We start from the raw sequence: 22,937 nt of genomic DNA, 5'->3' as shown, positions 1-22,937 counted from the left end.
GACAGGGCTTCGGAGGTACGACGGTCCGGACGGTGAGGTGGCCATGGGCACGAGCCCACTGGGGAGTTGGAGCGACGGTGCCGCGAAGCGGGCGATCGTGGAGTTCGTGACGTCCGCGGCGGCGGAAGGCTCGCCGGACTTCGTCGCGCCGATGGACCGGGTCGCCGTGTTCGACAACGACGGAACCCTGTGGGTCGAGAAGCCCGAGCCGGTGCAGATGCCGTTCGTCCTCGCCAAACTGGCGCAGCGGCTGGAGGCGGACCCGTCGCTGGCCGCCGAGCGGGCTTACCGGGCGATCGCCGAGAGGGACGAGGCGTACTTCCGCGCGCTGAACGACCAGGATCCCGACGCCGTGGCGTCGATGGTGGAGGCCATCGGCTCGGCCTGGGAGGGCACGCCCTTCGGGGAGTTCGAGGCCGAGGCCGCCCGGTATCTGGAGTCCTGGCGTCACGAGCGCTTCGGCCTGCCCGCCATCGGCCTGGTCTACCGGCCGATGCTGGAGCTGTTCGACTACCTCAGGGCGTACGGCTGGCGACTGTTCGTCTGCTCGGGCGGCGGGCGCGACTTCATGCGGGTGATCTGCGAGGACGCCTGGGGCCTGCCGCGGGAGAACGTGATCGGCTCGGCCCCGGAGTTCGCCTACCGGGACGGCGCGCTCGTCCGCCGGGCGACCCCGCACGGCCCCGTCGCGTCGGGCCCGGAAAGCCGGAGTACGTCCTCGCCCGCACCGGCCGGCTGCCGGGCTTCGCGGCGGGCAACGACGACGTGGACGTCGAGATGCTGCAGTCCGCGCGGTTCGCCCTGCTCGTCGTGCACGACGACGACGTCCGCGAGTACGCGTACGACGACAGCGCGCTGCGGGCCCGAGCGGAGGCCGAGCGGTCCGGCTGGACGACGGTCAGCGTGAGGAACGACTGGAAGACCGTTCTGGCGGAACGGCACGACTAGGAGGAATGTGATGCCCCGAGCGAGCGACGGCGCCAGCCCCGGCACGTCGGCCGAGACCCTGACCTCGATCAGCCTCCCGGACCGGTTGGAGACGGTCTTCGGCACGCTGGACTTCTTCGACGGCCTGCCTCTGCCCGACACGGTCACCCGCAGCTACGACACCCTGGACCTGCTGCGCGGGATCGAGGTGTTCCTCAACTGCGTGCCCGGCGCCTCGATGGTGGCCATGCGGCGCGGCCTCGCCGGCCTCGGTATCGACTCCCGCACCATCGGCTACACCGCCCCGCGCTGCGGCTCGGCACCGCTGATCCTCACGGCGAACACGGAGACGACGTACGGGATGGCCTGCCTGGCGCTCGACCAGGACGGACCCACCGTCATCGAGTCGCCGCCGAACTCGCTGTGCTTCGTCGACGACCTGTGGCAGCACTACGTCACCGACATGGGCATGGCCGGACGGGACAAGGGGGAGGGAGGCAAGTACCTCTTCCTGCCTCCGGGCCACGACGGCGAAGTCCCCGACGGATACCTGGTCGTGCGGCCGAAGACTTTCTCCTCCTGGGTGCTGATGCGTGCCCTGGGCGGTGAGGAGAGCATGCTTCGGACGCGCATCTATCCGCTCTCCGCCGCGGCGGACCCGCCCGAGCAGCGCTTCGTCAACTTCGCGGAGTCGGACTTCAACACCGTCCACGCCAACGACTTCTCCTTCTTCGAGGAGATCGACACCCTCGTGCAGGGGGAGCCGCCCGAGGCGCTCGACCCCGAGCGGGCCGGACAGCTCGCCGCGATCGGCATCGTGCCCGGCAAGCCCTTCCAGCCGGACGACCGGATGCGCTCGATCCTCGACACCGCGGCGAGAATCGCGTCGGGCATCGTACGGACGCTGGCCTTCAAGCCACGCGACCCGATCTTCTACCACTACCCCGGCAGCTCGTCGTGGAAGAACCCGTGGCCGTCGCGCAGCCACGAGTTCCTGTCGGCGGAGGGTGCCCGGTTGCTGGACGCCCGGGCGGTGTTCCACTACGTCGGGGCGGGCACCTCGCCGGCGATGGCAGCGGCGGCCGTCGGGGTCGGATCGCAGTACGCCTATACGGCGGAGGACTCCACCGGCGCCTGGCTCGACGGCGGGCGTGCCTACACGCTCAGGCTGCCGAGCGGCATCCCGGCGAAGAACTTCTGGGCCGTCAACGTCTACGACCCGCAGACACGTTCCCTGCTGCGCACCGACACGCCGTACCCGAGCGTGAACAGCCTCTCGGACGCCGTCCGGTCCGAGGACAACGGCGACACGGTCCTCCACTTCGGCCCGACGGCGCCGGAGGGCAGGGAGGGCAACTGGGTCCAGACCGTCCCCGGCAAGGGATGGTTCACGATCCTCCGGCTCTACGGACCGCTCGAAAGCTGGTTCGACCAGAGCTGGCGGCCGGGTGAGATCGAACCGGCGTGAGGTAGGCGGCCGTGGGTGAGGCGATCGGTCAGATCCTGTCCTATGGCGTCGCCGTGGCGCTGAGCGCGTTCCCGATCATCGGTGTGGTGCTGATGCTCGCCACCCCCAGGGCGCGCTCCAACGGACCGGCACTGCTTCTGGGCTGGGTCCTGGGCCTGGCTCTGGTCGGCACGATCGTGCTGCTGGTCTCCGGCGGCGCCGGCCCGAGCGACCAGGGGCAGCCGGCCGACTGGGTCAGCGCGCTCGACCTGGCGCTCGGCATGCTGCTGCTGTGGGTGGCGGTGAAGGAGTGGCGCGGCCGGCCGCGCGGCGACGAGGAGGTGACGTTGCCGAAGTGGATGAAGACCGTCGACTCGTTCACTCCTGTCAAGGCGCTGGCACTGGGGATGGCGCTGTCCGCCCTCAACCCGAAGAACCTGCTGCTCTCGATCGCCGCGGCGTCGGCGATCGCGCGCACGGACACCTCCGCCGGCGCACAGGCCGTGGCACTGGCGGTCTACGTGGTGGTCGGGGCGCTCGGGCCCGGAACGCCGGTCGTGCTCTACTTCGCCCTCAAGGAGCGCTCGAAGCACATCCTCGACGGCCTCAGGCTCTGGATGGAGCGGCACAACACGGCGATCATGGCCGTGATCTGCTTGCTCTTCGCCGCGAAGCTGGTGGGCAACGCCATCAGTGATCTCTCCTCCTGATGCGGGTGCCCATGCTCGGACTGTTCCCTTCCCTGCGGGGATACCGGCGGCAGTGGCTGGGGCGGGACGCCCTGGCAGGGGTGACGGTGTGGGCGATTCTGGTGCCCGAGGCACTCGCCTACGCGACGATCGCCGGCGTCTCGCCCGTGGTCGGCCTTTACGCCGCACCCGCGGCCCTGATCCTCTACGCCGCCTTCGGCAGCTCGAAGCACCTGGTGGTCGGGCCGATGGCGGCGACGGCGGCGCTCTCTGCGGCGATCGTCGGTGAGGCCGCCGGCGGTTCGAGCGCGGACTTCACCGCGATGACGGCGGCACTGGCCGTCACCGTGGGCATCGCGGCGCTCCTTGCCGGACTGCTGCGCCTCGGCTTCCTCGCCAGTTTCATCTCCGAGCCGGTGCTGAAAGGCTTCATCGTCGGCCTGGCACTGACGATCATCGCGGGCCAGCTGCCGAAGCTGTTCGGTGTGGAGGGCGGGTCGGGTGACTTCTTCGAGAAGATCTGGGCCTTGATCGGCGATCTCGGCGGAACCAGTGGCCTCACCGTCCTGATCGGCGTCGGCAGCCTCCTCCTGATCCTCGTTCTCAAGCGGGTCGCCCCGATCGTGCCCGGCTCGCTGATCGCGGTGGCGCTGGGGATCGCGGCGGCAGCCGCCTTCGATCTGCAGAACCACGGTGTCGATGTCGTCGGCAGCGTCGAGTCCGGGCTGCCCTCGTTCGGCTTCCCCGATGTCTCGGTCGACGACCTCGGCCACCTCGCCGCCGGAAGCGTCGGCGTGCTGCTCGTCGCCTTCGCCGAGGGACTCGGGGCGGCGAAGAGCTACGCCACCCGCGACCACTACGAGGTCGACGCCAACCGCGAGCTGATCGGGCTCGGAGCCGCCGGCCTGGGCGCCGGCCTGTCCAGCGGCATGATCGTCAACGGCAGCCTCTCGAAGACCGCCGTCAACTGGTCGGCGGGCGCACGCACCCAGCTGGCCGGAGTATTCGTCGCCCCTCTTACCGTGATCACGCTTCTCTTCCTGACCGGCCTCTTCGAGAAGCTTCCCGAGGCGGTGCTCGCGGGGGTGGTGGTCGCGGCGGTGGTCGAACTGGTCGACATCCCCTCGCTGGTCGCCCTCCACCGCGTCTTCACACACAGGCTCGGCCAGGCCTACGGCGTCGCCGCGCGGCCCGACTTCCTCGCCGCGGTCGCCGCGATGCTCGGGGTGATGATCTTCGACACGCTGCCCGGCCTCTTCATCGGCATCGGTGCCTCGTTGCTCCTGCTCCTCTACCGCTCCTCGCGGCCGGTCATCAGCGAACTCGGGCAACTGCCGGGGAACGGACACTTCGCCGCGCTCGGCAGGCACACGGACAGTCGCAGGATCCCGGGGGTGATCGTGCTGCGCGTCGAGGGGGGCATCTACTTCGCCAACGCCGAGCGGATCCGGTCCACGGTACGGAGGGCCGCCGGCCGGGAAGGGGCGACGGCGGTCGTGATCGACGCCGAGACGGTTCCCTTCGTCGACGTCGGCGCGGTACGCATGCTCGACGAACTGGCCGAGGAACTGGAGGCCCACGGAGTCCGGCTCCTGCTGGCCCGCGACGTGGGTCAGGTGCGGGACGTGCTGCGCACCGCCGAAGCCAGGGCGGAGCTGAGGCACGTTCATCCCACCGTGCGGGCGGCTGTCGACGCGGCCAGGACCGGCACCTGACGCAACCGTGCCTTCACTACGTCACCACCGCCCATCCCGGACGAACCGCCAAGCTGCCCAGGTGGCCTGCCTGGTTCAGCTCTGGAGGGTGGCGAGCCAGCCGGTCAGCAGGCGGTTGACCTCGTCGGGGCGCTCCTGCCGGATCCAGCGGCTGCAGCCGCCCAGGAGGTGGGAGGCCGACGGGCCGGGGAGGGTGGTGGGGTAGGCGTCGATGGCCTCGGACATCCAGGTGGTGGAGGCGTCCAGGGCGCCGGCATAGACGTCGAGGTCGTCCTCGCTCAGCCAGGCCGGGAGGAGGTAGGAGACGTAGAACTCCTGCTCAGGGCCGCCGATCCGGCCGAAGACGTCGGTGGGACGGGGACCACCGGGCGGTGCGTAGGGGACGCTCAGCAGGGCGACGGCGCGGAAGGCCTCGGGGTGGAGCAGGGCGGAGGCGGAGGCGATGTTGGAGCCCCAGTCGTGGCCGACGATCACCGAGTTCTCCTCGCCGAGGGGGCGCACTACGGCGACGTTGTCCTCCACCAGGTCGAGCATCCGGTAGGCGTCGATCGCCTCCGGCCTGGAGGCCGCGAGGCGTCGCCGTGGGATGCGGAACCCGTTCCGGCAAGGCAGCGCAACCGCGGCTTGCGCGCAGGTTCGCTGCCAAGGGCCGCCCGGATTCCTGGCACTCGCGCGCTACGAGGAGCTCGCCGATGAGGTGGACGAGGTCGGCGTCGACCCATGCTCTGGCGTGTGAAGCGGTCGACTCATCGAGGTTGAACACCAACGGACGGCGGAGCTCGCGGGAACGGGCGTGGCGGCGCTGTACCGAGCGGCTCACACCACCCTCCCCAGAGTGACGTTAAACACATCCGAATCGGGGGCTGTGCGGCGGGAGGCGTCGATCTGACGGCGCGGACAGCGGCGAGTGCAGCCATGACCGAGGCCCCGCAGACCGCCCCTCACCCTCAACGGCTGTTTTCAGCCATCGGGCCGGTGTACGGTGCCCGGCACCGAAGCCCGCAAACGGAAGCACGACCTTGTGACGACGATCCAGCACAGCCGGGCGGGAAGACGGCAGGCCATGCGTCGGATCCGCCCCCGGCGTTCACCAGCAGCGCCCCTGCTGATGCTCGCCTGGGCGGGCGCCGCCGCCGTGCTGTGGCTGTGGTGGCAGAACACCGCCGTCGTCACCGCGACCACCGCCGACCGGCTGGTGAACGCGGGCCGGATCACCGGACTGCTCGCCGGCTATGCGATCGCCCTGGTGATCGCCCAGATGGCGCGCATCCCGGCCCTGGAACGCCGGGTCGGGTCCGACCGCGTGGTGCGGTGGCACGCGAGAAGCGGCCGCTACGCGCTGGCCCTGACCCTCGCCCACGTCACGCTGATCCTGTACGGATACGCCCTGCAGGCGGACACCGGCATCGTGGCCCAGACGGTCACCGTCGTCACCGACTACCCGAGGATGGTCGAGGCGGCCGTCGGCACGATCCTGCTGCTCCTCGTCGGCCTGCTGTCCGCCGGTGCCGTACGGCACCGTATGCGCTACGAGCTCTGGTACTACCTGCATCTGCTCACCTACGCCGCGGTCTACCTCACCTTCTGGCACCAGCTCGCCACGGGCAGCGAGTTCGTCGGCGACGCCGTCGCCCGCACGGCCTGGTACGCCCTGTACCTCACGGTCGGCGCCCTGCTGCTGTGGTACCGCGTACTCACCCCGATACGGCTCAACCTCCGGCACCGTATGCGGGTCGAGTCGGTCGTGCAGGAGGCACCAGGCGTGGTCTCCGTGCTGATCCGGGGCCGACGGCTGCACCGTCTGGGCGCCGAGGCGGGGCAGTTCTTCCGCTGGCGGTTCCTCACCAAGGGGCTGCGGTGGAGCGCCAACCCGTACTCGCTGTCAGCGCCGCCGCGCCCCGACCTGCTGCGGATCACCGTCAAGGCCGTCGGCGGGCACAGCGCGGCGCTGGCCGGTTTGCGGCCGGGGACGCGCGTGTGGGCGGAAGGGCCGTACGGGGCGATGACCGCGGCCCGCCGCAGCCGTGGCAAGGTACTGCTGCTCGCGGGAGGGGCAGGCATCACCCCGCTTCGAGCTCTGTTCGAGACACTGCCCGGCGCACCCGGAGACCTGACACTGCTCTACCGCGCCCGTACCGCGGAGGAACTGGCACTGCGGGACGAACTGGAGGCGATCGCGGACGCGCGCGGGGCCCAGTTGCTGTACGCGGTCAACAGTCCTGACGGGCGACGGCCTGCGATCACCGCGAAGATGCTGCGCAGGATCCTGCCGGACATCGCGCGCCACGACGTGTACCTGTGCGGGCCGCCGGGACTGGCCGAGGAGTCGTACGCCGCACTCCGCGAGGCAGGTGTTCCGCACCGCCGTATCCACCACGAGTCCTTCGAGTTCTGAGGCGCACCGTGACACTTCGTACCGCTGATGCGCTGGTGCTCCCGTGAGGAAGAAGCACCCGTTCCGCCACGCGCTGCTGGCCACGGCCGGCACCGTCTCCGGCATCGTGCTGCTGCTCACGCTCAAGCCGACCACGGACCCGTCGGCAGCGCAGGCCGAGCCCGCGATCACGTCGAGCACCGCCGCGTCCGCTTCCCCGTCGGCGTCCGCGCACACCCCGTCCGCGTCACCCTCGCCGTCGAAGACGCCCGAGAAGAAGCGCACCCCGTCACCGTCTGCGTCCCCGACGAGCACGCGGCCGCCGCACACGGCGTCGGCCTCCCCCACGAGAACCGGCAGCGCCCCGTCCGCACCGAAGACCACCTCGGCCGCCCCCACCACCCGCACCGTCACCGGGTCCACGGCCGAGACGAAGTACGGCCCGGTCCAGGTACGGATCACCGTCACCGGCAGCAGGATCACCGAGGCGACCGCCGTCCAGTCGCCCGACGAGACGGCGCGGAGCAGGGACATCAACTCCACGGCCGTCCCCCGGCTCAACCAGGAGACGCTGCAGGCACAGAGCGCGGACATCGACACGGTGTCGGGCGCCACGTACACCAGCGCGGGCTACAGACAGTCCTTGCAGAGCGCTCTGGACCGGGCCAGCGCCTGAGGGCCGGGGCGGGGCAGTCATCGCTGTTCGTCGACGCGCCGCCTCGCGTCGCGTCGGACGAGAAGCGGTGGCGCGATGTGGCGGCCGGGCTTTCGGAGTGGCCGGCGCTCGGCCCGCCCCGTTTCAGTTGCCGGTTTCTGGGCCGTACCACTGCGGTGCTCGGCCGGTGACGGCGCCGAGGAGGTTTGCTCGCCGCCGGAACGTCCCGCATGGTCGGCCCTCCGCGACCGGTGCTCCTGGCGTAGGCCGGGTGGGCGGCCCGGGGGACCCCGGCCCGCCCACCGTGGGAGAAAGGATTCTCCTGAAGGGTCGTGTGCCGTCAGGAGAGCTTGATCAGGGTGTAGTCGTCGCAGTAGCCGGCCGACGAACCCGCGTCTTTGTAGCAGTAGACCGCGGCCGAGGTGTTGGTGCTGCCGGTGGTGAAGAAGATCGGCTGCTGGGAGTAGGCGGTGCTGGAGGTGCGCAGGTAGGTCTCGGTGCCGCCGAAGCTCTTCACACCGACGGCGACCTGCTCACTTCCGTTCGCGACCTTGGCCCAGCCGGCCAGCAGGTAGGTGCTGCCCGCGGTGAGGCCGGTGGCGGACTGCTCGACACCGCTGGTGGCGGCGCCGGTCTGCAGGGAGTAGGTGCCGGTGCGGGCGTTGGAGGCGACCACGTTGGACTGCGCGCCGCTGCCGCTGCGGGTCCAGGGGCTCAGGGAGCCGGTCTCGAAGCCCGCGTTGGTCAGCACGTTGGAGGGGGTGGAGATCCGTTCCACCGCGAGGTCGTCGCAGTTGCCGGTGCCGGTGCCGCCGGTGTTCTTCCAGCAGTAGACCAGGGCCGAGGTGTTGGAGCTGCCCGTGGTGAACAGCACCGCGGCCTGGGAGTACGACGTCGTGGCCACGTTGGTGAAGGTCTCCGTGCCGCCGTAGTTCTTGACGCCGATGGCGAGGGTCTCCCCGGCCTTCGCCACCTTGGCCCAACCCGTGAGCAGGTAGGTGGTATTGGGGGCGAGGCCGGTGATGTTCTGGTTGGCGCCGCTGCCGCTGGCCTGGGTGGTCAGCGCGTAGGTGCCGGTGCGTGCGCCCGAGGAGGTGACGGAGGGGGCGGCGCCGCTGTTGGTCCAGGGGCTCATCGCGCCGGTCTCGAAGCCGGCGTTGGAGACGAGGTTGCCGCCGGTGCCGTTGTAGGCGCCGATGTTGGGCGCGGCCGTCGCGGAGACGGCGTTGCCGAAGGCGTCCTTGCCGCCGTTGCCGCTGATGACCGCTCCGGCCCGGATCACGGGAGAGGAGGGGTGGACCTGGTAGGCATTCGCGCCGGTGTACGAGGAGGAGAGGTTCGCGTTGCCGGGGTTGCGGAACTCGGGGTCGGTGACGACCTTCGCCGAGTCGGCGGGCTCGGAGGACGGGTGGGCGCCGTAGAAGAGGTTGTTGGAGTAGACGGATCCGGCGCTGGTGGTGAAGTAGCCGCCGGTGCCGTAGTTGAACACCGCGTTGTTGCGGAAGGAGAGGGTGCCGGTGACGGTGGTGCCCCGGCGCGAGTACAGGATCGGGGTGTTCAGGCCGCTCTGGTTGACGTAGACGCTGTTGTTGTAGATGAGAGGGACAGCGACCGGACTGCCGCTCCTGTTGGGGATGTTGCCGACGAAGTGGAAGACGCCCGTGCCGTGGGTCGGGGTGCCCGCTGCGGGGCAGCCGGCGTTGGTGCCGTCGTTCTCGCTGATGTTGTAGCGGATCACTGTGCCGTCACTGGGGACGGTCGAGGTGGGCTCGTTGGCGATCGAGAAGGGCGGCATGATCAGCATGAAGCCGCCGAGGTTCTGGTGGCTGTAGTTGTACTGGAACGTGGTGTTGTGGTTGCCCCAGTCCACGTCGTAGCCAGTGCCGTCGGCGCCGTTGACGTGGCAGTAGACCTCGTTGTTCTGGACGACGGTGTCGTTGCTGCCGGACATCCAGATGCCGGCGGAGGCGCCGTTGCAGTACTGCCCGGAGGGCGGGCAGGTGGCCTTCGCGCCGCCGTAGCCGGCCTTGTTGCCCTCGATGAGGGCACCGTCGTTCTTGACGACGAGGACGTCGTCGGCACCGTCGTAGGTCATGGTGTTGTCGCGGATGACCGTGCCCGTGGTCTGGCCGGTCCCCTGGCCGTCCCCGTCCGGGGTGACGGCGACGGCGATGCGGTCCACGTGGTCGAAGGTGTTGTTCTCGACCACCACGTCGTCCCAGGTGGAGACGGTTGCGGTGTGGTCGGTCTGGACGCCGACGCCCGCGTTGGTGGAGTACCAGCCGCCCGACCAGCCGCTGATGTGGTGGATGTTCATGTCGTGCACCCGGATGTGGTGCAGGACGCCACCGGAGCTGTTCTCGGCCAGGACGCCCGACCGGTACGCGGGCGAGGCCGCCGCGTTGGTGAGCTCCAGGCCGCCGATCTCCCAGTACTGCTGGTTGAGCAGGTAGATGACGGGGCCGACGGCGCCGCCCGCGTTGATGACCGGCTTGGCGCCGGTGCCGTAGGAGCCCATGGTGACGGGGCTGCCGGAGGCGCCCGATCCTTGCGGGGTGAGCTGGCCGGTGCAGGTGGTTCCGGCGGCGAAGAGGATGCTGTCTCCCGCGCCGAAGGTGGTGTTGTTGACGCTGGTGACGGTGTTCCAGGGGCTGGACTGGGTGCCGTTGCCGTTGGTCGCGGCCGAGCAGTCGACGTAGTGGGCACTGCCCGCCGCCATGGCGGCGGGGGCCGGGAGGAGCAGAGCGCCCGCCAGCGTGGCGAGCAGGGTGAGGACGCGGGACGCCCTGAGACCTGGGCGATCCGATCTGCGACGCTTCATTGCGACGCTCCTTGCTGGGTGGGTGTGTCCTCCGCGCCGCGGGATGCGACGCGGGGCTTCCTGCACCGGGCGGGTCGGCCGAAGCGGGCACGTCCGGAATCTGTGGGGGACTTCAGCGCGGCGGGATCGAGGCCGGGAGCGGCGTCTCGAGGACGGAGGCGTGGCGCATGCCCGGCGGCAGCGCCAGGGAGACGGGCTCCCAGTCCACGCCGTCCTTGCTGCGAGCCGCCCCGTACCGCCCTTCGAGGTAGTGGTCGAAGATCATGACCAGCTCGTCCCCGCGCCGGAAGATCGACGGCCCCTCCACCACCGAGGGGGTGACCGGGCCGGTGCCGGCGGCGTACGGACCGCCGGGGGTTTCGAAGGCGGTCAGGTGGATGTCCTTGTGCGCGGTGGCGAGGTCGTTGGTGCCTCGCTCGTCCTTGAAGGCCATGAGGAACCCGCCGTCGTCCAGCTGCCGCACGGTGGCGTCGATGACGGAGTGACCGGGGTCGAAGAAGACGTCGGGGGCCGAGAACGTGCTGAAGTCCTCGGTGGTGCAGTGCCAGATGCGGTGGTCCTGGCCGACATGTTCGAAGTCGCGGCCCTCAGCCGTGCTCCCGGACTCGACGACCGACGACCAGATGAGGTGGTACAGCCCGGTAGCGCGGTCCAGGAAGAACTCCGGGGCCCAGGCGTTGTGGGCTCCGTTGACGTCGGCCATGACCGGGATGAGCCGCTGTTCCGACCAGGTGAGCAGGTCAGGCGAGGTGGCGTGGACGATGCAGGGGCTCGTCCAGCCGTCGGTGGCCAGCAGATGGAACAGGCCGTCGGGGCCCACCCCGATGAACGGATCCCGCAGTCTGCCGGTGCCGACCGTGCCCCGTAGGACGGGCCGGCCGCCGTTCACCGTCGAGAACTCCTCACCGTCGTGGCTGTAGGCGAGGTGGAGCGCCTCGTCGGTGTCGGTGAAGTATGAGACCACGTACATCGGTGGATGGTCCTTCCGGGATGTTCGGGACGGCGGGGATGCCGGGTGTCGGGGCATGGGGGTGCCCTGGACGGTGACGGTGTTCGTGTTCGGGCCTCGGCGGCCTGGCCCGGCTCTACGACTTGACGGCGCCGGCCGACATCCCGGCGACCACGTGCCGTTGCAGGAAGACGAAGATCAGCAGCAGCGGGAGCACTCCGAGCAGGGCGGCCGGGAACAGGGTCGTCGGCTGCACGGTGTGCGGGTCGATGAAGGAGTAGGCGTTCACCATGACGGTGCGTTTGTCGGGATCCTGCAGGAAGACCAGCGGAACCAGCAGGTCGTTCCAGACCTGGAGGGCGACGAAGGTCAGCAGCGTGCTGGTGATCGGGCGCAGCAGCGGCAGGATGATGACGAAGAAGGTGCGGAACGCTCCGCAGCCGTCCAGGGCGGCGGCCTCTTCCAGGTCGACGGGGATCGAGCGGACGAAGCTGGTGTAGAAGAACACGGCGACCGGGAGGTTGATGGCCGTGTAGATGATGACCACTCCCCCGTAGCTGTCGAGCAGGTTCAGGTCCCGCATCAGCAGGTACAGGGGCGCCACCACCACGAAGATCGGTACCGAGGTGCCCAGGATGAACAACCGGTACACCCAGGTCGACCAGTTCTGGGTGATGCGGGCCAGCGGGTAGCTGGCCAGGGAGCCGATGACGGTGATGCTGAGACACGACAGACCCGTGATGAGCAGTGTGTTCAGCGCGCTGCGCCCGTAGTGGATCTGCCCGAAGGCCTCGGTGAAGTTGTGCAGGGTCAGGGAGTGCGGGAAGCCCAGCGGGGACCTCGCCACATCCGCCGCGGTGCGCAGCGAGGTCACGACGGTGAAGAGGAACGGCAGGACGAACGTCAGCGTGCCGAGACACAGCAGCACGGTGCCGAGGGTGCCGGAGGTCCGGCGCCAGAGGGTGGAGATCATGGTTGCCGTCCGTCAGATTCGTCGCTCGCGAAGCCGGAGCAGGGAGGAGGTGGCGCTGGACAGGACGACCACGGTCACCAGGAGCAGGACCGAGACCGCGATGCCGAAGGCGAACTTCCCGCCGCCGAAGACGTTCCGGTAGACGAGCATGGTCAGGGTGTCCGTGGCACCGGCCGGGCCGCCGTTGGTGAGGACGAGGGGGAACTCGAAGACCTTGAGCGAGCCGATGAGGCTGAGCGTGACGTTCACGGTCAGCGCGGGAGCCAGCATCGGCCACTCCACGCTGCGGAATCGCTGCCAGCCGCTCGCGCCGTCCACCGCGGCCGCGTCGAGCAGTTCGGTGGGCACGCTCATGTAGCCGGCGAGGAAGATGGCGCAGGAGTAGCCCGCGAACATCCAGACGTTGACGGCGGCGACCGCGTACAGGGCGGTGGAGGTGTCCCCGAGCCAGACGTGCTGCAGCGAGTCGAGCCCGAACACGCCGAGCAGCGCGTTGATGCCGCCCTCCGGGGCGAACAGGTACGACCAGATGAAGGCCGCCATCACCGGGGAGACGAGCGTGGGGGTCAGCAGCACCACGCTGAGCGTCTTGCGCACCTTGGGCCGGCGGAAGAGCAGGCTCGCGAAGAGCAGGCCGAGGGCGTTCTGTGCGACCACGACGACCGCCGCGTACAGCACGGTGTGCCACAGGGCGGCGGTGACCTTCGGATCGTCGGCCATGGCACGGTACTGCTCCGTGCCGACGAAGTTGGCGATCGGTCCGCCGAGGCTGTCGGTCATGCTCAGATAGACGCCGCAGGCCAGCGGATACAGCATGAACACGCCGTATATGACGATCGCCGGAAGCAGGAAGGCGGCCATGGTGGCACGCCGTCGGTGGAACACGGGGGTCCTCCTCTTGCCCGGACGGGCCGTGGTGGGGGGCGGTCGCGAGCCGCCGATCGCGCTCCCACCACGGCTGACCAGGGGTGGCCGGTTACTTGGCGGACGCCGCGGTCTGGATGTCCTTCAGCGTCTGTGCGGCGGACGCCTTGCCCAGCAGGTAGGCCTGGATCTTGGAGCCGGTCTCGGTCTCTGCGGCCGCGGCGTACCAGGAGTTGGACGGGAGGATCCGGTAACGGCCGTCCTTGAAGGCCGTGGTGAAGGCCGTCGTCTCGGTGGCTTCCGGCGTGGTGCCGTCCGTGAACGGAGACTCCGCGTTCTCGGCCTCCAGGAACTTGGCGAGGTTCTCGTTCTGCGACCAGAATTTGACGTACTCGCGTGCCGCGTCACCCTGCTGCGACTGGGAGTTGACGCCCCACATCGTGCCGGCGAACAGCATGCTGTTGGGCTTGGTGCCCTCGGCGCCGCCCGGCCAGGGAGCGAAGGAGACCGGGAAGCCGGCCTTCTTGATGTTGGAGATTTGCCATGCGCCCTGGTACCAGAAGGCGCTCTTGCCGGCGCTGAAGTCCTGCGGACCCTGTGCCCACTCGTCGATGCCGAGCTGGTTCTTCCAGTTGACGTACCCCTTGTCCTCCAGGGTCTTCAACTGCTCCAGCGACGACTTCCAGTCGGGGTTGAACGACGCCTTGCCGTCGAGGAAGTCGGCGTCCCACTGCTTGTTCTTCTGGTAGACGGTGGTCGAACCGCTCGCCTGGAAGACGGAGCTGCCGGTCCATCCGCTCTTGTCGGGCAGCGCGATGGGGTCGATGCCGGCCTTCTTGACCTTGGCGAGGTCCGCGAGGAACGTCGGCCAGTCGGCGGGGACTTCGGTGATGCCCGCCTTCTTCAGCAGGTCCGTGTTGGCGTACAGGCCGATGCCGATCAGCTCCATCGGCATCGCGAGGGTCTTGCCGTCGGCCTGCGCGAAGGGCTTGGCGTCGGGGGCTATCCGGCTCGCCCACGACTCCCCGGACAGGTCGGCGAGATAGCCGGAGGCGCCCCACTTCTTCATCTTGTCCGTGTCGACCATGATCACGTCGCCGGCCTTGCCGCCGAGCAGCTCCGGCTGGAGCTTTTGGACGTAGGTGTCGTTCGCGGTGATGTACTCGAAGTCGACCTTGATGTTCGGGTGGGCTCTCTCGAACGCCTTGTTGATCTCCGCGACGTTGGCGGGCTCCGCGCCGCCGCCCTTCCACGCCTGCACGTGGATGGTCACCTTGCCGTCCTTGGAGGCACCGGCCGACCCGCCTCCGCACGCGGCCAGCGACATCGCCATGGCGGCGACCGTGGTGGCGACCGCGAGACGTCTCCCAGAGCGCTTCATTGCACACCTCACCCATCGTCGGTACGGACCGACTTGTCATCTCTGAAGGGGTTTGAACGGGCTGGTCGGTTTCCGTGTCGGGGAAGTGCTGACACATACGGAAAGGGACCGGTCGACCCGATTTCGCGGCGATCGTTCATGCCGATTGCGGGGACTGTAACGCAAAACTTAACTGACATCTATACGTAACTTTCCGTGGCCGGTTGGCTCGGTTGGCGTGGTCGCGATCCCTGGAGGGGTGGGTTGAACACCCCGATTGCAGCCGCTATGTCAGGCTTGAACCAGGCGCCGATGGGCGGTTTCGTTGACGCGCCTGCCGCCTTATCGTTACAGTTTCCTGGCGTGTGTTCATGGGGAAGGGTGCGGATCCGCGCCCTTCTGGCTCCACCCAGCGGGCTTCGCGCCGCGGGGCGCGGGCACCGACGGGTGGCGCCCGCTGGGGTTCGACGAGGGGACCCGGCTCGACCGAAGTCGGCAGACAGAAGGAGTTCGGGTGGCAGGGCGGGCGACGATCGCGCAAGTGGCCGAGGAGGCCGGCGTCTCCGCGATGACCGTGTCCAATGTCATCAATGGCAAGCCGGGGGCCTCCGAGGAGACCCGACGCCGTGTCATGGAGGTGGCCGCGCGACTCGGCTACCGGCCGAACGTCTCGGCCCGCAACCTCAAGGCCGGCCGCAGCGGGCTCATCGGCCTCATAGCGCTGGACCTGACCAGTCAGTACGGTCTGGAAATCCTGCGCGGCGTCGCCGACGAACTGGCCAGTGCCGAGCAGGAACTGCTCGTCAACGCCACCTACCACGACGCGGTGCGGGAAAAGGACCGGATCGAGTTCCTGGCACGTGGCCTCGTCGACGGCGTGCTCATGATCGCGCCGGTCCTGGAGGACGAGACGGTCGAACTGCTGCGCCGGCAGAAAATGCCCTGCGTCATCATCGACCCTCGGCACCTGGATGTACCGCTGCCCCGGCTGAGCGTCGACAACTACCACGGCATGCGTCAGGGCACGCAGCACCTCATCGACCTGGGCCACACCCGGATCGCCTACCTCCGCGGTGAGGAGGATCTGGAAAGCACGTCCATCCGCTTCCAGGGCTTCGAGGACGCGATGCGGCTCGCCGGACTGGAGGTCGACGAGCGGCTGGTCGCCTCGTGCGACTTCTCCTATGCCTGCGGCTTCCGCACCACGGCTCGTCTGATCGACGATCACAGTCCGACGGCGGTCGTCGCCGGTGCCGACCTGATGGCGCTCGGCGCCGTCGACGCTGCCCGGGCGCGCGGCCTCAACGTGCCCACCGACTTCTCCGTCGTCGGCTTCGACGACCTCCCGCAGGCGGCACAGAGTTTTCCCGGCCTGACCACCGTGCGTCAGCCGCTGCACGACATGGGCCAGAAGGCGGCCCGCGCACTGCTGTCCCTCATCGAGGGACAACGGTTGCTCATGGAGCACATGGAGGTGGGCACCGAACTCGTGGTACGCAACTCGACTGCCCCGCCGCCCCGCGACGGCGCGGCGTGATCCGCGCGATGCCGCACCGACTCCTCCTGCGCGCCCTTGAGAGAAGGGGCCGGGGAGGTGGATGGTGGTGGTTTTCGCCGAAGTCAGTCATGGCGCGGTTGTGGTGCGCGGTCGGCCCACCGGTCTGGAAACAAAGAACCCCCGGGTCTCTGACCTGGGGGTTTCGCATGGAGCGGGTGACGAGAATCGAACTCGCGCTCTCAGCTTGGGAAGCGACGGCGCTTGGGCGGCCGAATGGCCGCTGACCTGCGGATTCGCCGTGCCGGTACCGTTGCGCGGGGCCCGTTCGCACCGCTGTTGACCGTGGTTGTCCATGCCTACGGGCACGCTCTGGGCACGCGACCCCCCAGCGGCTGAGCCATTCGGCGCGCGGCGCTTCGCACCGACCAGCGGGCATCGCCTGCCGGACTGATCCGGAGAGGCGGTTGCGATGGCAGATCCGGCAACAGCGCCCGGAACGGACGCTACGTCGAGAGCGTGGGCGTGGTGAGCCTGCCGACCCGGCGGCATCCCGGCGACCAGCCCGGCGGCCACCGGCGTTCGTGTACGGCCGAGACCGGCCCCCGCCAATCGGAGGGGGCCGGTCGGCCGACCGGCGGGGAACCTCCCGAAGCCCGGCGGATGGTCGACCGCTCCCCGCCTCGGCAGGGTTGTCCTGGTGACCGAGATCGAAAGCGCCAAGAAGACGCATCGTCGGCCCTCACCCTCACCCTCACTCGGGTCCGCCACGGCGACGGAACGCCCCGCGCCGGTGGCGCGGCTGGTCGGGGTGGACCTCGCCCGTGCACTGGCCGTGTTCGGAATGTTCGCCGTGCATGTCGGCCCCGCCCCCACGCCAGGCGGCGGCGTCGGCGACTGGTTCCTGGAGCTGGCGAGCGGCCGGGCGTCGGCACTGTTCGCCACCCTCGCCGGGTTCTCGCTGATGCTGATCGCGGGCCGCCTCGAGCCGAAGACCGGACTGGCCGGCCGGCAGGCGAGGGCCCGGATCGTGATCCGGGCCGTGATCCTGCTGGTGCTGGGCAGCGCGTTGGCGATGACCAACTTCGGCGGCGCCGGGATCCTCAACTTCTACGCGGTGTACTTCCTGTTGGCCTTGCCCCTGCTGCGGCTGCGGGCCAGGACGCTCGCGATCGTCGCGGTGACGCTCGCGGTCGTCACGCCGCAGGTGGCGTATGCGATCCGGGCGCTGCTCAGCGAGTCGGTCGTGCACAGCATCGACTCGTACGACCCGATCGCGCGCATCTCCGGCGTGGGCGTGCTCGATCTCCTGCTCACCGGCCTCTACCCGGCGATCACCTGGATGACGTTCGTGGTCACCGGCATGACGCTCGGCCGACTGGATCTGAGCTCCGGTGCGGTGCGGCGGCGGCTGGCCGTGGTGGGTCCCGCGCTGATCGCGTTCGGATACGGCGTCTCGTGGCTGGTGCTCCGGCTGACCGGCGGCGCTCAGAACATCATGGCCGGGATGCCCGCCATGAAGGACCCCGGTGCCATGAAGGACCCCGGCATGGCATCGGGCTCCTTCGACGCGCCGGTCGGTGGTGGGCTGTGGGGCCCCGACGCATGGGGGCTACTGGCAGCCGAGCCGCACAGCGGTTCCACGTTCGACCTCATCGGCAGCCTGGGGATCGCGATCACCGTGCTCCTGTGCCTGACGGTGGCCCTGGACCGACTGTCGCGGCTGCGTCGGCTCGCAACTCCGATCATCGCCGTCGGCACCATGTCCTTGACCCTGTACGTGGGCCACATCCTGGTGATCCTCGCCCTGCCCGGCGAAGCGGCCACCCCACCGCAGTCCGCCTCCGTCGCGCTGCTGCTCTGTTTCATCGTCGGGGCCACCGTGTTCGCGGCGGTCTGGTCTCGCTTCTTCCGCCGCGGACCGCTGGAGTACCTGCTCAACAAGGCCACCAAACTGGCGTATTCCGTCCGCTGAGCCTGCCGTTCCGCCGCAACCCTGACTCCGAGGACCTTCGCCATGGCCACCATCCCCACCGCCCGGAGCACCGGCTCCCATGGCCTGCGCCGGGAATCGCACCACCGCGCCGACCGGCCGCGGGCTCCGGCGCGCTGGGAACGCCCGGCGCTGGCCGCGGTGCTGGGTGTCGCCGCACTGCTCTACGCCTGGGGCATGGGGCACGCCGCGATCCACCCCTACTACGGCTCGGCGATCCGGTCGATGGCCACCAGCTGGCGGGCCTTCTTCTTCGGCGGTCTCGACACCATCCAGCAGCTCCAGCCCGGCGACCTGGTCTTCTTCAGAACAAAAGAGCTGCCCGGCGGACGGATCGGCCACGTCGGTATCTACCTCGGCCAGGACACCGCCGACCACCCGCGCTTCATCTCCAGCCGGAAGAACGCGGGCGGCCCCACCATGGGCGACAAGGGCGGCACTTCACGGCTCGACGGTGGCGGCTACTACGCACAGGGGCTGCGCGCGGCCCGCCGCCTCTGACCGTAAGGGCCGGTGCTGTTCGCCGGGCCTCGTCCGCTGTAGCTTCTGCCCGTGCCGGCGTCGGCAGACGGTGGACGCCCTCGTCGAGGCCCCGGCGCGGCGGCCGCCGGTCTGTTCCGAGTTCTGAAGCGGATGCACATGATCTCTGTCCTGATTGTGATCACCACGGTGGTGGCCGGGTGGTCACTGGTCGCCGGTCGGCTGGAGCAACGGCATGTGCGGGCCCCCTCGCGCGGGCACTGCTGGTGGCCCTGCCGTTGAGCCTGATCACGATGGTGCTGCTGGGAACGCTGCTGCTGCCCGGGCTGCCGGTGGCGCTGCTGCTGCTCATCGCGTGCATCGTCGTCCCGACCGACTTCGCCCCGGCCGAGACGCTGGTGCGCGACCGGCGTATCCCGGCGAGGGTGCGCAGTGTGCTCAACGTGGAGAGCGGCTACAACGACGGCATCGTCTCGGCCCTCTTCCTGTTCGCACTGATCCTCGTCGGCACCGACTCCGTCACCCGGACGCCCGCGCAGGCCCTCGGCACGGCCTTGCCGTTCTCGCTGAAGGCCCTCGTGGCCGGCTTCGTGGTGGGGGCGCTGGTGGCGTGGCTGATCAACCTGGCCGATCGCGCGGAGTGGATGACGGAGCGGTCCCGGCGGATCGTCGTACTGGTCACACCGCTGCTCGCCTACACCGTGACCACGGCGATGGACGGCAACGGCTTCGTGGCCTCGTTCGTGTGCGGGATCGCGTTCCGCTACGTCCGGCAGGCGCCGGTGCGCTTCGGCTCCCCACGCATCGGACTTCCAGCTCATCGAGGACACCAACTCGATGGCGACGATGTGCATGTGGTTCTTCTTCGGCAACGCCGTGGTGCTCGCCATGGAGGAGGGTGTCCACTGGCCCACCGTCGTGCGCATCCTTCCGATCATGCTGGCCTTCCTCGGCTCGACGTTCACCTGGCGGGAACGGCTCATGGTCGGCGCGCTCGGACCACGTGGCACCACCTCCATCGTGTTCGGCCTGCTCGCGTTCAACGCTCTGCCCGACGGGCGGTACGCCGACACCGCCCTGTACGCCATGACCCTGACGGTGCTCGGCAGCGTGCTGCTCCACGGCGGCGGCTCGGTGGTCATCGCCCGGTCCCTGACCGGCCCGCCCCCGTCGGCTGCCGGCTGCCCTGGCTCCCCGGGGACCGACGAGCCGGAGTCACAAGTCATCGCCAAGCGGAGTTGATGCGCCTGGCGGCCCTGGCGGCTCCCACCCCAGGCTGGTCTTCTCCAGCCACTCGGCGGGGGTGCACCCGACAGTCGCCGGATGTGCGGAGAGCGGCCGGGCGCCCAGGCTGGAGGCATGACACAGCACGTCCGTGACAAGGAGCCCGAGACCACCCACGGGACGTCGGCCGACATCGACGTGCCAGGCCGTGACGTCACACCTGGCAGAGGCGGGTTGCTGGAACTTCTCGGCCTGACGCTCGTGGCGGGCGCCGGTGTCCTGTTCGTCGTCCGTCCTGACCTCTACGAGGCAGGGGCGCACATCTTCGCCACGCGGGCGGCCTCACTGGTCCACTGAGCCGGCGATCGGCGAGCACATCCGCCCAGGGGGTCCCTGAGGGGTCCGACGATCCGGCGTTCGTCGGGTGCACCCCCCGCCAAGCTGAACCTTTCTGCCTGGCCGTCGTACGCCCTGAACTCCGCGATGACAGGCCCCCGCCCGGCCGGTGCCCGCACCCGCTGACGCGCTGCGCGGCCGACCACGTAGGAAAGGAATTCTGTGAACACCGCATCCGCCCCGGAGGCGACGGGTGCCGAGTCCCTGCGCACCAGCGAGACGCTCAAGGCGCTGTACGGGTATGTCCGCCCGCACCGGTGGGCCGTCGTACTCGGCCTGCTGTTGGCGCTGGCAGGGGCCGCCGGCGGGCTGCTCCAGCCCCTGGCCACGAAGGCGCTGGTCGACCGGCTCTCGTCCGGTGGCACGATCGGCACCATCCTGCTGGCCATGACCGTTCTGGTCCTGCTGAGCATGGTGGCCGAGGCCTTCGGTGCCTATGTGCTGGAACGGACGGCGGAGTCGGTGGTGCTCGCCGCCCGTCGCAGCCTCATCGGACGGTTGCTGCGGCTGCGCCTCGCGGAGGTGGACCGGATGCAGCCGGGCGACCTGATGTCCCGGGTGACCTCCGACACCACGCTGTTGCGGGCGGTCAGCACCCAGGCGGTGGTCTCCGCGGCGACGGGGGCGGTGACACTGGTCGCGGCGGTCGTGGTGATGGCGTTCCTCGATGCCGTCCTGCTGGGCGTCACGCTCGGCGTGGTCGCGGTCGTCGGTGTGGGTGCCGTGCTGGTGATGCCGAAGATCGGGCAGGCCGCCGAGCGTGCGCAGGCGGCTGTCGGGGAGATGTCCACGGGCCTGGAGCGGGTCTTCGGCGCCTTCCGTACGGTGAAGGCGTCCGGCGCCGAGCAGCGGGAGACCGCTCGCGTCGAGGCGGCGGCGCGCAGGGCGTGGCGTCACGGGGTGCGCAGCGCGAAGTGGGAGGCCGTGCTGGGTTCGGCGGACAACCTCGCCGTCGAGCTGGCGTTCCTCGCGTGTCTCGCCGTCGGCGGGGCGCGGGTGGCGTCCGGGGACATGCCCGTGTCCACCCTGATCGCGTTCCTGCTGTACCTCTTCTTCCTGATGGAGCCGGTGTACCAGCTGGTCGAGGCAGCGTCCCACTACCAGGAGGGCGCGGCCGCGATCGCCCGGATCGTGCAGGTGGACGGCCTGGCGACGGAGCCGCAGGACCGGCACCGGCCGGTGCAGCCCGCGGCGACCGAGGCGGTGCGGCCGCGTGCGGCGTCGGTTCGCTTCGAGGAGGTGTCCTTCCGGTACGGGCCCGGGTTGCCGGACATCCACCGGCGGGTGGACTTCGAGGTGCCGGGTGGCGGGATGACGGCGTTCGTCGGCCCCTCGGGCGCGGGCAAGTCGACGGTCTTCGCGCTCGTCGAGCGGTTCTACGAGGCGACCGGCGGCCGTGTCCTGGTCGACGGCAAGGACGTGACGAAGTGGCCGCTGTCCGAGCTGCGGTCCGTCATCGGGTACGTCGAGCAGGACGCGCCGGTGCTGGCCGGCACGCTGCGGGAGAACCTGGTCTTCGCCGCGCCCGGCGCGACCGACGACGACATTCGCGAGGTCCTCACCCGGACCAGGCTCGACGCCCTCGTCGAGCGTCTCCCGCACGGCCTGGACACCCCGGTCGGGCACCGCGGCACGAAACTGTCCGGCGGCGAGCGTCAGCGCGTCGCGATCGCCCGCGCGCTGCTGCGCAGGCCCCGGCTGCTGCTCCTGGACGAGGCGACCTCGCAGCTCGACGCCGTCAACGAGCTGGCACTGAGGGACGTCATCGCCGAGACGGCACGCGAGACGACCGTGCTGGTGGTGGCCCACCGGCTGTCGACGGTCACGGACGCCGACCGCATCGTCGTCATGGACGCGGGCAGGGTCCGCGCGGTCGGCACCCACGAGGAACTGGTGGCCAAGGACGAGCTGTACGCGCAGCTCGCGGCGACGCAGCTCCTGACCTCGGCGGGACGCGGGTGAGACGGGCCTGACCCGTGGGCCCGCCGGTGCCGTCGGCCCTCGTCCACCGGCTGGCCCCGCCGTTCGGCGGGGCAGCCGGCTGCGGTGGTTCGCTGCCCGCCCAGTCCGTCCCTTGCCCGGGAGTCCCCATGCCCGTGCGCACGGCCACGGGCAAGCAGGTCCGCTGAGCAGGCCGGATGGCCGCCCGCTCGACCAGATGCGCACCGGCATCGGCGGCAGCAGCCGACGCGTGGATCAAGACGGTCATCGGCGAACCGGCGACCTGCATCCCCTTCGCGGACCTCCTCCAGGCCATCGAGCGCCCTGGCTGAGCACGCGAGCACGATCCCCGCACCGCTCGGCGCCGTCGGCACCCGGCACACCATCAAGGCGACCCGGCCGGGCATCAACCGACCTGAGGACCGAGTGGTGGCGCGCACACGAAGCGGAGGCTGAAGAGCATCCTCCACCGAGCACTGGAGATACTCAGCCGCGCACGGACGGGAGTCGGCGGGTGTCCCGACGGCCGGGTCACGTTCGCCTGGGGCGTTCGCCTGTGAGTCACACCGGCGGCCGCTGTGTCCTGACCCGCACCGGTCCTCGCTCCCGGGCCGTGCCGACACCAGGCCCACGC

The 22,937-nt window shown here is 69.9% G+C and carries 17 protein-coding genes and 2 pseudogenes; 13 read left to right on the top strand and 6 right to left on the bottom strand.

From position 1 onward, the window contains the following. The first annotated feature begins 43 nt into the window (after positions 1 to 43). The 4 genes from ACFZDA_RS25530 to ACFZDA_RS25515 are packed head-to-tail and all read left to right on the top strand — an operon-like array spanning position 44 to position 4,778. Positions 44 to 907: a haloacid dehalogenase-like hydrolase gene (locus ACFZDA_RS25530; protein ID WP_391085805.1), complete on the top strand. Its 864-nt coding sequence runs from the start codon at positions 44 to 46 to the stop codon at positions 905 to 907. Positions 908 to 958: 51 nt separating this feature from the next. Continuing rightward, a complete protein-coding gene (locus tag ACFZDA_RS25525; protein WP_391085803.1) occupies positions 959 to 2,395 on the top strand; it encodes a DUF1214 domain-containing protein in 1,437 nt (478 codons plus the stop codon). Between the two features lie 11 nt (positions 2,396 to 2,406). Next, positions 2,407 to 3,084 carry a GAP family protein gene (locus tag ACFZDA_RS25520; RefSeq protein WP_391085801.1) on the top strand — a complete coding sequence of 226 codons (678 nt, stop codon included), beginning with the start codon at positions 2,407 to 2,409 and terminating at the stop codon, positions 3,082 to 3,084. Positions 3,085 to 3,095: 11 nt separating this feature from the next. Next, entirely contained in the window at positions 3,096 to 4,778 is a 1,683-nt protein-coding gene (locus ACFZDA_RS25515) for a SulP family inorganic anion transporter (RefSeq protein WP_391085799.1), read from the top strand. Between the two features lie 75 nt (positions 4,779 to 4,853). On the opposite strand, the pseudogene ACFZDA_RS25510 reads toward ACFZDA_RS25515, so the two are convergent. Beyond that, a pseudogene (locus ACFZDA_RS25510) lies at positions 4,854 to 5,345 on the bottom strand (alpha/beta fold hydrolase); the annotation flags it as partial. A gap of 496 nt (positions 5,346 to 5,841) precedes the next feature. On the opposite strand from ACFZDA_RS25510, the gene ACFZDA_RS25505 reads away from it, so the two are divergent. Then, positions 5,842 to 7,173 carry a ferric reductase-like transmembrane domain-containing protein gene (locus tag ACFZDA_RS25505; RefSeq protein ID WP_391085797.1) on the top strand — a complete coding sequence of 444 codons (1,332 nt, stop codon included), beginning with the start codon at positions 5,842 to 5,844 and terminating at the stop codon, positions 7,171 to 7,173. A gap of 43 nt (positions 7,174 to 7,216) precedes the next feature. Further along, positions 7,217 to 7,828 (top strand): FMN-binding protein, encoded by a 612-nt coding sequence (locus ACFZDA_RS25500; RefSeq protein ID WP_391085794.1) that lies wholly within the window; start codon positions 7,217 to 7,219, stop codon positions 7,826 to 7,828. A gap of 319 nt (positions 7,829 to 8,147) precedes the next feature. Here the strand turns inward: ACFZDA_RS25500 and ACFZDA_RS25495 are convergent, their stop codons facing one another. The 5 genes from ACFZDA_RS25495 to ACFZDA_RS25475 all read right to left on the bottom strand — a co-directional run bounded on the left by ACFZDA_RS25495 (position 8,148) and on the right by ACFZDA_RS25475 (position 14,795). Next, positions 8,148 to 10,628, bottom strand: a complete 2,481-nt coding sequence (locus ACFZDA_RS25495; RefSeq protein ID WP_391085793.1) for a carbohydrate binding domain-containing protein — start codon at positions 10,626 to 10,628, stop codon at positions 8,148 to 8,150. Between the two features lie 112 nt (positions 10,629 to 10,740). Next, entirely contained in the window at positions 10,741 to 11,598 is an 858-nt protein-coding gene (locus tag ACFZDA_RS25490) for a family 43 glycosylhydrolase (RefSeq protein ID WP_391085791.1), read from the bottom strand. A gap of 115 nt (positions 11,599 to 11,713) precedes the next feature. After that, positions 11,714 to 12,550: an ABC transporter permease subunit gene (locus tag ACFZDA_RS25485; protein WP_391085789.1), complete on the bottom strand. Its 837-nt coding sequence runs from the start codon at positions 12,548 to 12,550 to the stop codon at positions 11,714 to 11,716. Between the two features lie 12 nt (positions 12,551 to 12,562). Beyond that, the gene (locus tag ACFZDA_RS25480; protein ID WP_391085787.1) at positions 12,563 to 13,435 is read right to left on the bottom strand and encodes an ABC transporter permease subunit; all 873 of its coding nucleotides are present in this window, start codon (positions 13,433 to 13,435) and stop codon (positions 12,563 to 12,565) included. A gap of 91 nt (positions 13,436 to 13,526) precedes the next feature. After that, a complete protein-coding gene (locus ACFZDA_RS25475) occupies positions 13,527 to 14,795 on the bottom strand; it encodes an extracellular solute-binding protein (RefSeq protein ID WP_391085785.1) in 1,269 nt (422 codons plus the stop codon). A 493-nt stretch (positions 14,796 to 15,288) separates the two neighbouring features. Here ACFZDA_RS25475 and ACFZDA_RS25470 point away from each other — a divergent pair, with 493 nt between their 5' ends. The 7 genes and pseudogenes from ACFZDA_RS25470 (at position 15,289) to ACFZDA_RS25440 (ending at position 22,324) form a co-directional block, all read left to right on the top strand. Next, a complete protein-coding gene (locus ACFZDA_RS25470; RefSeq protein ID WP_391085783.1) occupies positions 15,289 to 16,311 on the top strand; it encodes a substrate-binding domain-containing protein in 1,023 nt (340 codons plus the stop codon). Positions 16,312 to 16,969: 658 nt separating this feature from the next. Beyond that, the gene (locus tag ACFZDA_RS25465) at positions 16,970 to 18,244 is read left to right on the top strand and encodes a DUF418 domain-containing protein (protein ID WP_391085781.1); all 1,275 of its coding nucleotides are present in this window, start codon (positions 16,970 to 16,972) and stop codon (positions 18,242 to 18,244) included. Positions 18,245 to 18,286: 42 nt separating this feature from the next. Next, entirely contained in the window at positions 18,287 to 18,763 is a 477-nt protein-coding gene (locus tag ACFZDA_RS25460) for an NlpC/P60 family protein (RefSeq protein WP_391085779.1), read from the top strand. A 272-nt stretch (positions 18,764 to 19,035) separates the two neighbouring features. Next, positions 19,036 to 19,455, top strand: a pseudogene (locus tag ACFZDA_RS25455) (cation:proton antiporter); the annotation flags it as partial. Between the two features lie 124 nt (positions 19,456 to 19,579). After that, the gene (locus ACFZDA_RS25450; RefSeq protein ID WP_391085777.1) at positions 19,580 to 19,984 is read left to right on the top strand and encodes a cation:proton antiporter; all 405 of its coding nucleotides are present in this window, start codon (positions 19,580 to 19,582) and stop codon (positions 19,982 to 19,984) included. 117 nt (positions 19,985 to 20,101) lie between these two features. Continuing rightward, a complete protein-coding gene (locus ACFZDA_RS25445; RefSeq protein ID WP_391085775.1) occupies positions 20,102 to 20,323 on the top strand; it encodes a hypothetical protein in 222 nt (73 codons plus the stop codon). Between the two features lie 201 nt (positions 20,324 to 20,524). After that, the gene (locus ACFZDA_RS25440; RefSeq protein WP_391085774.1) at positions 20,525 to 22,324 is read left to right on the top strand and encodes an ABC transporter transmembrane domain-containing protein; all 1,800 of its coding nucleotides are present in this window, start codon (positions 20,525 to 20,527) and stop codon (positions 22,322 to 22,324) included. Positions 22,325 to 22,937 lie beyond the last annotated feature (613 nt).

Source organism: Streptomyces sp. NPDC007991 (assembly GCF_042958445.1).
Taxonomy (GTDB): domain Bacteria; phylum Actinomycetota; class Actinomycetes; order Streptomycetales; family Streptomycetaceae; genus Streptomyces.
The sequence above is the reverse complement of the archived record's forward strand: the minus strand, read 5'-3'. Positions and strand labels throughout refer to the sequence as shown.

What these genes read in the sequence shown, in the direction of transcription:
- ACFZDA_RS25530 (WP_391085805.1), top strand. Translation starts at nt 44, where the DNA reads ATGGGCACGAGCCCACTGGGGAGTTGGAGCGACGGTGCCGCGAAGCGG.
- ACFZDA_RS25525 (WP_391085803.1), top strand. Translation starts at nt 959, where the DNA reads ATGCCCCGAGCGAGCGACGGCGCCAGCCCCGGCACGTCGGCCGAGACC.
- ACFZDA_RS25515 (WP_391085799.1), top strand. Translation starts at nt 3,096, where the DNA reads ATGCTCGGACTGTTCCCTTCCCTGCGGGGATACCGGCGGCAGTGGCTG.
- ACFZDA_RS25505 (WP_391085797.1), top strand. Translation starts at nt 5,842, where the DNA reads ATGCGTCGGATCCGCCCCCGGCGTTCACCAGCAGCGCCCCTGCTGATG.
- ACFZDA_RS25495 (WP_391085793.1), bottom strand. Translation starts at nt 10,628, where the DNA reads ATGAAGCGTCGCAGATCGGATCGCCCAGGTCTCAGGGCGTCCCGCGTC.
- ACFZDA_RS25490 (WP_391085791.1), bottom strand. Translation starts at nt 11,598, where the DNA reads ATGTACGTGGTCTCATACTTCACCGACACCGACGAGGCGCTCCACCTC.
- ACFZDA_RS25485 (WP_391085789.1), bottom strand. Translation starts at nt 12,550, where the DNA reads ATGATCTCCACCCTCTGGCGCCGGACCTCCGGCACCCTCGGCACCGTG.
- ACFZDA_RS25475 (WP_391085785.1), bottom strand. Translation starts at nt 14,795, where the DNA reads ATGAAGCGCTCTGGGAGACGTCTCGCGGTCGCCACCACGGTCGCCGCC.
- ACFZDA_RS25460 (WP_391085779.1), top strand. Translation starts at nt 18,287, where the DNA reads ATGGCCACCATCCCCACCGCCCGGAGCACCGGCTCCCATGGCCTGCGC.
- ACFZDA_RS25450 (WP_391085777.1), top strand. Translation starts at nt 19,580, where the DNA reads ATGGCGACGATGTGCATGTGGTTCTTCTTCGGCAACGCCGTGGTGCTC.
- ACFZDA_RS25445 (WP_391085775.1), top strand. Translation starts at nt 20,102, where the DNA reads ATGACACAGCACGTCCGTGACAAGGAGCCCGAGACCACCCACGGGACG.